This window comes from Nostoc sp. (assembly GCF_036917515.1).
Classification (GTDB): domain Bacteria; phylum Cyanobacteriota; class Cyanobacteriia; order Cyanobacteriales; family Nostocaceae; genus Nostoc.
This window is the reverse complement of the sequence record NZ_JBALDE010000276.1, coordinates 18,484-29,789: the sequence shown is the minus strand read 5'-3', so window position 1 is coordinate 29,789 and position 11,306 is coordinate 18,484. Positions and strand designations below refer to the sequence as shown.

The following is an 11,306-nucleotide window of genomic DNA, read 5'->3' as shown; positions in this document are numbered from 1 at the left end:
CGTAGATCATAACTGTAAGGGTTTGCCATACGAATGCAGAAATCAATCACTTCTCTATATATTCTACGTCCTAACTAAGATGGCGACTGCTATAGAAACAAAATTTTGCCAAATCTTCCGGATTCCTCGTTTTGGCGTTCTCTAACGAGGTTTTATGTGGACTCAGCTCCCCGACTTCTTTAAAAAGTCGGGAATCTCAAGGTCAAGTGATGTGATACCAAGTAATTTGCTAAACTCTGAATCATCATCAGGAGTAAGTGTGATGTTTCAAGCCTTACCAAAAACAGTCACTTTTGAAGAATTCCTCAATTGGAAGCCAGACGGTGGATGTTATGAACTGCATGATGGGGTAATTGTTGAAATGCAGCCAGTAGGTGATCATGAAGAGATTAATGGTTTTTTAGCTGGTGAAATAACTTTAGAGTTTAAACGATTAAAACTCCCATACCTCATACCCAAACAAGCATTAGTTAAAGTTCCTGAAAAAGAATCAGGTTATTCGCCTGATGTCATAGTCATAAATCAAAACAATCTTTCAGCAGAACCAATGTGGAAAAAATCCTCAATAGTTACTCAAGCTGCATCGGTTCCCTTAGTTATTGAAGTTGTCAGCACTAATTGGAGGGATGATTATGCATCCAAGCTGGTTGACTATGAAACTTTTGGCATTCCTGAATACTGGATTGTTGACTATTTAGCTTTGGGCGGTAGAAGGTACATAGGTAATCCCAAACAACCGACTATTTCAGTTTATTATTTGGTGGATGGTGAATATCAAGTTAACCTGTTTCGGGGAAGCGATCGCATCATATCGCCTACATTTCCAGAATTAAACTTGACCGCCGAACAGATTTTTCAAGCTGGGCGTTCAGAAAATCAATTATGACCGCAGTGCTGACACTCCCATAGGGCCACGAGTCACACCTAATTGATTTTGCAACTTCAACTCGCGCCAAAGTTGGGAACCTGTAATCTCACCTTGCAATAATTGACTATAAAAATGTATTGTTTTACTCACTTGTTCTGGTGTTTCATTCACAAATTCGATGCGAAACTGACGTAATCCCAGTTCAATGAGGCGCTGTACGTACTCGGCTCCCGTTTGAGCAGTGCCGTTAAATACAGTATTTCGGCAACCTACATCTGCTTTGAGGACGTGTTCGCTACCGACGCGATCGCGCAATTTCACTTCCTGTTTTTCACAAGGTCGTCCACAGTTAGTGTAGTCTGTACCCGTTGATAGAAAGGCACAAAAAACACAATGCTCCATGTGGAACATCGGTATATGCTGATGGATTGTCACCTCAAACCACTGGGGTGGACAACTGGTGAGCAGGTCTTGCAGTTGGGTAATATTCAAGTCGTATGATGCTGTCAGCCTTTCTAAACCAAAGTGTTGCTGAAAGTAGTCTGCTGTTAAAGGATTAGCAACGTTGAGCGAAAAATCTCCAATACAACGGTCTTGAGCAAAGAATTGCAATTGGTCATAGTTCCTTATCAGATAGCCATCAGCTTCACAAGCACGTACTTGCTGCAAAATCCAATTTTCTCCAGGCTTGGTAATTCGGGGAGGTGCAACCCAGATAGTGGGGAGTGGGGAGTGGGTAGAGACGTGATTAATCGCGTCTGTACTGAGTTGGAAGTTAGGAGTTAGTATTGCAGAATTGTCTGCTTCGTTTTTTTGCTGTTGTTGGCGCACCATCTGCACCGCTTCTCGATAGGCACGGGGGTCTTCAAATTCACAGTACAGGGTTTCAATACCAGCTTTGAGGGCAGCTTGGAGTTGCTTGAGGTTTCGTACTAAGACTATGAGTGAAGGAGATATAGCTTTAGCTTCCCGCATGGTTGGGAATGAGGGAGATGAGGAGGGTAGTAGGTCTTGCAAAGAGACATTAGAACGTAATTGCCAGCGTTTGGGTTGACTCCGTAATTCTTCTAACTGCACGACAATTTCTCGCCGCATCCGGTTCAACTCACTTACGGGTAGCATAATAGTACCGCTGAGGTGGTTGGTTAGTGTTCCCAAACAAAAAGGTGTGTTACCGAGACGACCGAATTGTTCTTGTAAACGGTCTGTATCCAAAGGTTTGGTGTGCGCTTCCACTAGAGAAATTGCAGACTCTACTTGGACAATATTACCGAGTTGATCGCGGGCGATCGCAATCAATGGCTGACCAACTTCTCCGTAAATTTCCATATCAATGGGACGTTGAAATTGGGGATTTTCGCCAGCAAAACTCTGACGTAGTTGCTTATCAAGTTCTGGATCGCTGGTTTTCCAAATGCGATCGCCTATATGTACTCGGCGCAGGTTCAAGTCATTTCGCCCAAATGTCAGCAAAGTTTCTTTACCTTTGGACGCCACAGCATAAACTCGGCCACCTTCTTCCTTCGCTTCTGGATGACCGCAATCAAATACTATTCCATCTCCTGGTTTTACGGGCGCTTGCAATTTGATTGTTACCTGTTCGTTGTGAATGCGGATAACTTCACCCAGATAAACCCCACGTTTTTTACCAAAACGGGCGTGAACTAGCTCCTGATTATTAATTCCGCCAAACCAACCTGTGTAGAGTCCGCGAGAAAATGCCATTTCTAGGTTGTAGTGTTCTTGGTCTGATTGACCTCTTGCTCTTTCCTTTATATGCAAAGGAGTTAAGGAATTAGGTCTTTCCAATTGCGTCATTACCCCATCCAAGGCTTGCCGATAAACACGGGTGACATTGGCAACATACTCTGGAGCTTTCAGGCGGCCTTCAATCTTGAGAGAGGTTACTCCTGATTTCACTAAATCTGGCAAAACATCTAACCCTGCTAGGTCTTGAGGACTAAGTAAATATTTGCGCTCTTTTAAATTCACAATTTCCCCATCAGCGATTAAATCGTAAGGCATCCGGCAAGCTTGGGCACATTCACCTCGGTTAGCAGAACGTCCGCCTAAAGCCTCACTAGTCAAACACTGACCGGAATACGCCACACACAAAGCACCGTGAACAAAGACTTCTAATGGCAGCGAAGTTTCCTGTAAGGCAATCTGCTGCTGTATTTTATTAATTTCTTTGAGAGAACATTCACGCGCTAGCACTACCAATTGACAGCCAAGGGACTTGGCAAATTCCACCCCAGCTGCACTCGTGATGGTCATTTGGGTGGAAGCATGGATAGGAAAATCGGGGGAAAGGTGACGGATGAGACGGCATATACCAATATCTTGAACGATCGCCGCATCCACACCAGCTGCAATAATTGTACGAAGATATTGCTGCGCTTCTGCTAGTTCTTTGGGAAATATTAGTGTGTTGATAGTGACATAACCCTTCACACCCCGACGGTGCAGGAATGCAATCAATTGGGGTAAGTCCGCCTCAGTAAAATTTTCTGCCCGCATTCTGGCGTTGAAGCGATCTAAACCGAAGTAAATCGCGTCTGCCCCATTTTCCACAGCAGCTTTAGCACAGTCCCAATTACCTGCTGGCGCAAGTAGTTCAGGACGTTGAAGGGAAGGTTGGGAAAAAGGGCGTAGGCGTAGCCCATCGGAGATATCGCTTTTCATTAAATTTAGGCAGGGTTAACTAGCACCATAGTGATTTTATCGAAGTTATTGAGGGATGGGGCGTTCCCCAAAGGGGTTGCCGTAGGCATCGCTCTTTCATCTGCGGTTCATTCAATCCTCTTCTCCTCTGCATCTAGAGTAAGTAGACAGTAGACAGGTGAGAAGAAACAGAACTATATTAAATTTAGTTAAAAAAAGTCTCGCTATGTTGTCAATGTATTAACAAAATGGAAATTTTTAAATCAAGCACCGCCATAAATTGGAATTGTGGCTGTGTCTGCTAAAGATGCTTTTCATGCAGTTGTCAAAACAGCACTTGAGAAAGATGGCTGGTTAATCACTCACGATCCTTATGCTCTCCAGGCAGGAACCCTTGAATTATATGTTGATTTAGGAGCAGAAAAAGTTATTGCAGCCGAAAAACAAGGACAAAAAATAGCTGTTGAAATTAAAAGTTTTCTAAGTCCGTCACAAATCACAGAACTTTGTGCTGCATTAGGACAATTTATCATTTACCGAATTGCTTTACAAAAACAAGAAGCCAATCGGACTTTATATTTAGCGGTTCCTAGTACTGTTTACAATGAATTTTTTATCCTTCCATTTATCCAATCTGTAATTAAAACTAATCATCTCTGTTTACTAATTTATAATATTGAACAGGAGGCGATCGCAGAATGGCAAAGTTAGAAGGATATCGACAATATATTAAGAATTTGCTTGAACAGCACGCTAGTACTGTTTGGGATAATCGTATTCAAGCACAGACAATTTTTGATACAGAACACGATCGTTATCAATTAGTTTATGTAGGTTGGCGCGCTCAAAACCGCATATATGGGCCTGTTCTCCATTTAGATATTATTAACGAGAAAATTTGGATTCAGCAAGATGGAACAGAGATAGGAATTGCTAATGAATTGGTTGAATTAGGTGTCCCAAAAGAAGATATTGTTTTAGGTTTTCAGTTACCATCTGTGCGTAAATATACAGATTTTGCTATTAGTTAGTTAAATTTATTAAAAATAGCGATCACTCTCTCATCTGTAATTTCTTAATTTAAGTTAGATTTCAAGCCACGTTCAATGATTGCATCTGCGATCACTCTGCATCTTCTGGTTAAAAAAGAGCGATCGCTTGAAATAAAATAATATTCTAGCCTCAATAGCCTTTATTGCTCATAATGATATTTGCAAGTCAAAATAATCAATAAATCTTCTTGCACTTTGTAAACTAATCGATGTTCATCTGTGATCCGCCTTGACCAATAACCTTGTAATTCATATTTTAATGGTTCTGGCTTCCCTATCCCGGCAAAAGGATCTCTTTGTATATCTTTAATCAATTCCAATATTTTTTTGAAAATTTTCTTGTCTTCTGTTGCCCACTGACCTAATTGTTCAAAAGCTTCTGGTTCAAAGGCAACTTTCTTCATATTTATCTAAATCTACATAAACTAGGTTTCCTTCGTCTACATTCTCCAAAGCTTTGAGCAGATGTTTTTTATTATTCTCTGATTTTAGAAGATAAGTAGTTTCATCTTCTTCAACTGGTGTTTCAACTAACACGATGACTTCTACAACAGTTCCTTCTGGTAATTTCGTTGCAGACAGTTCAATCTTGCCATCTTTTCCAACAATAGCCTTTTGTTTAATTCCACTAAGCATAATTGGTATGGCTCTCCCATTTTTACTATCTTATTGTAACTATGTTTGACTGTGATGAAATTTGAGCGATCGCCATTTTCTAACGGTGGAATGAATACCCTGGATTCTGGAGTTGTAACCATCAGTCTTCCTTGAACCACGCCTTCATTCTAAGCCCTCCCGATATATACAGAGCGCAAGCGCTTGCCCACAACCAGGGTATGAAAATATTTCTTCCTCTGTTCCCCGTTCCTTATTTTCAAGCTAGTTGCTTTCGTTCTTCTATCAAAGGTAAGTGAACGATGAAGGTGCTACCTTTACTAACTTGGCTCTGTACCTGTATACTACCTCTATGGGCCTGAATAATTGCTTGCGCGATCGCTAATCCCAATCCAGATCCACCAGTACGACGCGAGCGATCGCTATTCACTCGATAAAAACGGTCAAAAATCCGCTTTTGCTCGTGCGATGCAATACCAATACCTGTGTCTTGAACTTCAATTACAGCATAACTGTTGCTGCGTTTGAGAATAACAGTTACATAACCGCCAGCAGGGGTGTATTGAATAGCATTAGCAATCAGATTAGAAAGTACACGTAACAGTTGGTCTTCATCTCCCATCACGTATAAAAGCTCTTGACATAACATCAAAGATGTTAGCTGCAAAGAAGCCGCAGTTGCTAACGCTGAAAATTCTTCTATCAGGTCACTAATCAAAACATTCAGACAGCAATATACTTGTTGTGTCGCTAGCGTTTGCTGTTCCAATCGAGACAGCAACAGCATATCCTGAATTAGTTCAGATAGTCGATAATTTTGACGTTGAATAGATACCAAAACGTCTCGCGCCTCCTGTGGCAGATACTCTATATCAAATAAGGTTTCTACCGTTGCATTAATCGCTGCAAGAGGAGTACGCAACTCATGAGAGGCATCAGACGTAAACTGTTGCATTTGTTTATACGAAGAGTCAATCGGTCGCATTGCTAACCCCGCCAGCCACCAACTAGAACCGCCAACTAGTAGTACTGTAATTGGCAATCCCAGTGCCAAAATTAATTTCAAAGCAGCAAGACGACTATCAAGGTCATTTAAACTGCGCCCTATCTGAATATAACCCCAAGCTTGATTATCTTGAATGTGCAGCAGTAAAGACTTTTGACTGTAACGATTGCCTTGTAAGTCTTTGAGTGTTTGCCACACTTGGGTTTGTACAATCGGTGGTAATTCATCAGGTTGGAAACCTGCCACTGCAATTAACCGTTCTGAAATATCGAGAAAACGGATGTAATATTGCTTATCTTTGTATACAGGACTAAAAATCCCATGTTCTCTATGGGTGCGTTGACTGTAGCTCAGGAGCTTTTGCGTAGAACAAGTGGATTGAGCCAAACAAATATTTGGTAAAACCTTCCGAAAAACTGGCTCTATAATACCAGGTTGCTTCAAAGTCGGTTCAATTACATCATGTAGTGTACCTGCTACTGATTCCAGTTCTCGGTTGATAGAAACCACATAAGCATCAATGATTACCTCATAAATCACGAAACCGCATAAGGATAGAATCAGGGCCATAACTACCGCATACCAGGTAGCCAATTGCCAGCGAATCTTACGAAATAGTCGAATCTGCATTGCGAGGATTGAAACGATAGCCCATACTAGGGATAGTTTCGATTAGCCCATCACAACCATATTCCGATAATTTGCGTCGCAAAAGTCGGATTTGAGCTGCTACCACATTACTAACACGTTCTGCACTAAAGGCATACAGATGATTTAAAATTTGGTCACGGGTAATAACTGTATTAGGGCGTTTCATCAAGTATTCTAATAACTGAAATTCTTTTTTTGTTAAATAAATTACCTGATTTTCCCCATTAGGATACTGTCGAGAAACTGTACAATTACCGCAGTCTAGAATCAGTCCGCCTACTTGCAATTGTAAAGGTTGGAACTGGGACGTAAGCGCTGCACCTCCATAAGCAGCTCGTCTTTGCAAAGCCCGCAACCGTGCTAGTAGTTCCGCCATGCCAAACGGTTTAATTAGATAATCATCAGCCCCTGCGTCTAGTCCAGCTACTTTATCTGCCATGCTATCTTTAGCAGTTAGCATCAGTACAGGCAAAGCATTGCCTCGACTACGTAATCGCTGGCACAGTTCTAAACCTGAGATTCCCGGTAACAACCAATCAAAAATTGCCAGTGTATATTGAGTCCAATTCTGTTCTAGATAAATCCAGGCTTCATTTCCATCCAAAACCCAGTCAACAATATATCTTTCTTTACTCAATTTTCGTTGAATTGATACACCTATATCCGGCTCATCTTCAACTAGCAAAACTTTCATAAGCAGCAGATGTATTTTAGCGTTCCGTTCAATCAATTACACGCAATTGTGCAACACCAATTGGTAACTCTACATTCATATCAGCGAAAATTGCGGATATCTTGTAGAACTTATTACCAGTGGTCACTGCTGTTTTTTTAACGTTCTTCATTTCTACAACGATCGCAGTTCCAGGTGTGGCTAATTCAGCAAACTCTAGCGTAGCTTTTTTACTTTGAAGAGAAACCTTTGCAGCAATTTTTTTCCCTGATTGCTCGAATACATCAATACTTTCTCTGAGAACAATGTTAGCTGGAGCTTCGATAATTAGCTGAGAAATAGCCTTGCTTTTTTGAGGAACTGCTATTTTTAAAGTATGTCTGAGAATTCTCCAGTGGCGAATACCTTGAGGAGATTCCCCTAAGCTAATAATATAAGGAAAATTACTATATTGTGGTGTAGGATTTGCATAAGTAGCTGGAACTACTGCCATAATCAATGCAAAAATAGCAGTATATGTCAGTGTTCTATTCATTTGTCATTTCACTGTGTCTATCAATCATCAAAATCATCTTCAGTAAAAGATGTTCATTCTTAATAGTTTGACAAAAAGAAATGAAATTTGGATGAAATTTTAGCTAGCTAAAGAAATTTTTTAATAAAAACTAATAAGTGACTATTTGGTTCTTAAACCAATGAAATGTGTCTAATGTAATAGCTGTAAGTATATCTGCAAAGACCTTTGTCTTAATACTTTCAATTTATTTTATTCTACTAGCGCCATAGCTTTTTTCGGCGTTGCATAAATGTGGGATGAATTGGTAGTTAAAACCATTGAAAAATCGTTATAAATTGTGCAAACTTATCCCTGACGCAGCATTTCTGAACCCCCACACAAGTTAGATTACTGAATAACGATCAATACTTTATTGAAGCAATAAAATTTGCATACCGGAGTAACGTTGTGCGATCGCACACGCTGGGTGTCCAAGGACTCAGCATAATCGTCCCCCTCTTCATCCCATCACCCTTCTCCCCTAACTTTCCTTAAAACTCCCACGAAATTGTGCCCTGCACTGCGAACGGTTCACCATAAAAAATCCGCGCCCTACCGAAGGAATTTTCAAAATAGGTGGTATCGAACAGATTTCTGAAATTGACGGCGACTCGGAGTTTATTTCGCTGGTAATAAAGCGCGGCATCTGTCCGTAGATAGCTGGGAAGTTCATAGGTACTGTCGAAAAAGCCTGGTCGCTCTCCCACAAAGTACAAGCCCACGCCCACGCCGAACCCTTGCAAGGAACCGTGTTGAAATTCATACTTTGTCCACAGATTAAAGGAATTTTCAGGCACATTACCAAAGCGAGTACCCACAGGAAACGTGTTGTCCTCGGTTACTTTGGCATCAATGTGAGCATAGCCCGCAATGATACTCCATCCTGGCAAGATTTTGCCTTGAAAGGTCAGGTCGAACCCCCGACTTTGCTGCTCACCCACTTGAACCGAAAAGCCTGGATTATCTCGATCCTCCGTCAAAACATTGGAAAGGGTCAGGTCGTAAAAAGCAAGCGTTGCCGATAATTGGTCGTTCAAATCTGCCTTAATCCCCACTTCACACTGGGTGCCACGCTCTGGTTGAAATCGGTTCCTTTCAAAATCGGTGCCAGGCTGTGGGTTGAAGGAGGTAGCGTAGCTGGCATAGAGAGAAATGGGTTGAATGGGCTGATAGACAATGCCGACCCGGGGAGTGAATGCATCACTTGAGTCGCTTGATTCTATATTGGCAAGAAAATCTTCGCTTGTTTGCTTGGCGAGATCAAACCGTCCACCCAAGAGTAGCTTGAGATTCGGAGCCAGCGTCACTTGGTCTTGAACATAAAATCCTAATGAGTCTGTTGTACTATCACTATCGGAAGTGACAGTAAGAGGTCCAGCTGGCTGCCCATACACGGGGTTGAACACGTCAATGGTTGAAGCAGGTCCCTCAAAACTTTGCCCTGTATTGGTAATACTATTGAGATCGACTCCAAAGAGTAGCTGATGGTTAATTGAACCGGTTGAAAATTTGCCAGTCAGGTATGTTTGTAGCCCATAGGCTTGAGTGTTGAATCTGTTGTTTCTATCTACACGATTAATGGTTCGATTATCTGAATTAAATCCACCACCATCAGGATAAATTCCTAATACATCAAAATCAAAGAACGATGCCCGAAATACATTTTCTAACGACCAGTTGTCGCTGAACTGATGCTCCAACCGATATCCAAATCTAGTCAGCGTACGATTTAAATCAGTTTCTGTAGTGTTACGATTGCGCGGGATGCGACCATTGGGGTTGGGCAGCAGCGTGCCTTCGATCGGCAGACCATAGAAAAAAGAACCCTGTGTGTCTGTGTATTCGCCCTCTAATGTTAACTGGGTGCGATCTCCCAGTGCCAGACTGACGACAGGTGAAATAAAGGACTGACTCTCGTCAAAAAGATCAACAAAAGCATTTCTGTCTTGATAGGCAGCATTGAGACGATACAACACCGTCTTGGAGTCGTTCAACGGTCCAGACAAATCGATTGCGCCCCGATAGAAGTCAAAGCTGCCAATCGTGGCATTAACTGCATAAAAGGGATCGCGCAGTGGCTGTTTCGTCACGATGTTGACAACGCCACCGGGTAAGCCGCGACCGAAGATTACTGAAGCTGGACCACTGAGCGCCTCGACTCTCTCGACATTGGCGAAATCAATGAGTTGAGATCCCTCCTGATCTCTCAGCCCATTCCTGAAAACATCGACAAGAAAGCCCCGCAATCTTACGATTTGATCTATGTCTGTTATGGAAGAGGTTTCCTGAGTTGCCCCAGCGATATTTCGAGTGGCATCTTGTAAGCGGGTAACATTTTGATCGCGAAGTACCTGCTGTGGTATGACCTGAATTGTTTGGGGAATGTCGCGTAGGGGAGTGTCAGTGCGGGTGCCGACGCTGCTATTCGGCACGCGATACCCATCTTGCTCACCCGTCACTACCAATTCAATCGGCTGATCACCTTCTGCCGATGGTGTTTGTTGTGGCGTTTGAGGTAGTTGCGGTAGTGGCTGTGTCGCCGTTGCAGCAGTTGCTATACCAAAAACCAGCCCGGCATTATCATCAAATAACTCAACTTTGGGCAAAGCTTTCTCACCCACCACTGTCACTCGCACAGTAGTTGCGTCAATATTCGTAACTGTTATTTCAGTAATTTCCGTGAGTGGTTTCTCCGAACGGAATGTGAAAGCATTACCATCAGGTAGTCGTAACTGCCCGCCTGAGACATCTACAATAAAATTATTACCTGTACTGCGATTTGTAACTTGCAGTTGAGTCCCAAGTAGTGTCTCTAAAATCACCTCCATACCTTTAGGAGTGGGATTGGCTTTAACTCCCGTAATGGGTATAACTTCACCCCCCTGTTTCCCCCCTTGGGAAGGAGGAGGGTTGTTTGGTGTTGGTGACTGCACTAGCATAGTAGCGCTGGTGCTGGGACGCTCTATCTCACTGAGTTGGCGAATCTGTCTAATTGACCGGGAATTGTGTAGTACCGATGCCACAGATTTATTTTGCACCTCTTTGTTGGGTACAACAGTTGCAGTTGCGCTGATTGCACCCCAAACCCAAACGGAAATCGTCAGTAAAAAAATCTTTACTAACTGTTTTTGTTTCACTTAATTACCCCGCACCAAACTAAACAAAAATTCTTTTCAACAAACACTATCAGTAATCTAGTGTTATGGAAAAGCTATTTTGGT

The 11,306-nt window shown here is 42.2% G+C and carries 10 protein-coding genes; 3 read left to right on the top strand and 7 right to left on the bottom strand.

Features of this window, described 5'->3' with window-relative positions; genetic code table 11:
* Positions 1 to 262: 262 nt before the first annotated feature.
* A complete protein-coding gene (locus V7K89_RS34860; protein WP_335195437.1) occupies positions 263 to 886 on the top strand; it encodes a Uma2 family endonuclease in 624 nt (207 codons plus the stop codon).
* Here the strand turns inward: V7K89_RS34860 and V7K89_RS34855 are convergent.
* Positions 881 to 3,553, bottom strand: coding sequence for a U32 family peptidase (locus V7K89_RS34855; protein WP_335195436.1), 2,673 nt, complete (start codon positions 3,551 to 3,553; stop codon positions 881 to 883). The two genes, V7K89_RS34860 and V7K89_RS34855, sit on opposite strands and share 6 nt — an antisense overlap.
* Before the next feature lie 273 nt (positions 3,554 to 3,826).
* Between V7K89_RS34855 and V7K89_RS34850 the strand changes: the two genes are divergently transcribed.
* On the top strand, positions 3,827 to 4,243 hold the full coding sequence (locus V7K89_RS34850) for a XisH family protein (protein ID WP_335195435.1): 417 nt from the start codon (positions 3,827 to 3,829) through the stop codon (positions 4,241 to 4,243).
* Positions 4,231 to 4,563 carry a XisI protein gene (locus tag V7K89_RS34845; RefSeq protein WP_335195434.1) on the top strand — a complete coding sequence of 111 codons (333 nt, stop codon included), beginning with the start codon at positions 4,231 to 4,233 and terminating at the stop codon, positions 4,561 to 4,563. Before V7K89_RS34850 ends, V7K89_RS34845 begins: the two co-directional genes overlap by 13 nt.
* A 161-nt stretch (positions 4,564 to 4,724) precedes the next feature.
* Here V7K89_RS34845 and V7K89_RS34840 read toward each other — a convergent pair whose 3' ends face one another.
* The 6 genes from V7K89_RS34840 to V7K89_RS34815 form a co-directional block, all read right to left on the bottom strand.
* Positions 4,725 to 4,988 carry a Txe/YoeB family addiction module toxin gene (locus tag V7K89_RS34840; protein ID WP_335021025.1) on the bottom strand — a complete coding sequence of 88 codons (264 nt, stop codon included), beginning with the start codon at positions 4,986 to 4,988 and terminating at the stop codon, positions 4,725 to 4,727.
* On the bottom strand, positions 4,969 to 5,220 hold the full coding sequence (locus V7K89_RS34835; RefSeq protein WP_335195433.1) for a hypothetical protein: 252 nt from the start codon (positions 5,218 to 5,220) through the stop codon (positions 4,969 to 4,971). The genes V7K89_RS34840 and V7K89_RS34835 overlap by 20 nt, the downstream gene beginning before the upstream one ends.
* Positions 5,221 to 5,458: 238 nt before the next feature.
* Complete coding sequence (gene rppB / locus V7K89_RS34830; RefSeq protein ID WP_335195432.1) at positions 5,459 to 6,835, bottom strand: two-component system sensor histidine kinase RppB; 1,377 nt, start codon at positions 6,833 to 6,835, stop codon at positions 5,459 to 5,461.
* Positions 6,813 to 7,550, bottom strand: a complete 738-nt coding sequence (gene rppA / locus V7K89_RS34825) for a two-component system response regulator RppA (protein WP_335195431.1) — start codon at positions 7,548 to 7,550, stop codon at positions 6,813 to 6,815. The genes rppB and rppA overlap by 23 nt, the downstream gene beginning before the upstream one ends.
* A gap of 28 nt (positions 7,551 to 7,578) precedes the next feature.
* Positions 7,579 to 8,064, bottom strand: coding sequence for a DUF2808 domain-containing protein (locus tag V7K89_RS34820; protein WP_335195430.1), 486 nt, complete (start codon positions 8,062 to 8,064; stop codon positions 7,579 to 7,581).
* 512 nt (positions 8,065 to 8,576) lie between these two features.
* Positions 8,577 to 11,222: a TonB-dependent siderophore receptor gene (locus tag V7K89_RS34815; protein WP_335195429.1), complete on the bottom strand. Its 2,646-nt coding sequence runs from the start codon at positions 11,220 to 11,222 to the stop codon at positions 8,577 to 8,579.
* Positions 11,223 to 11,306 lie beyond the last annotated feature (84 nt).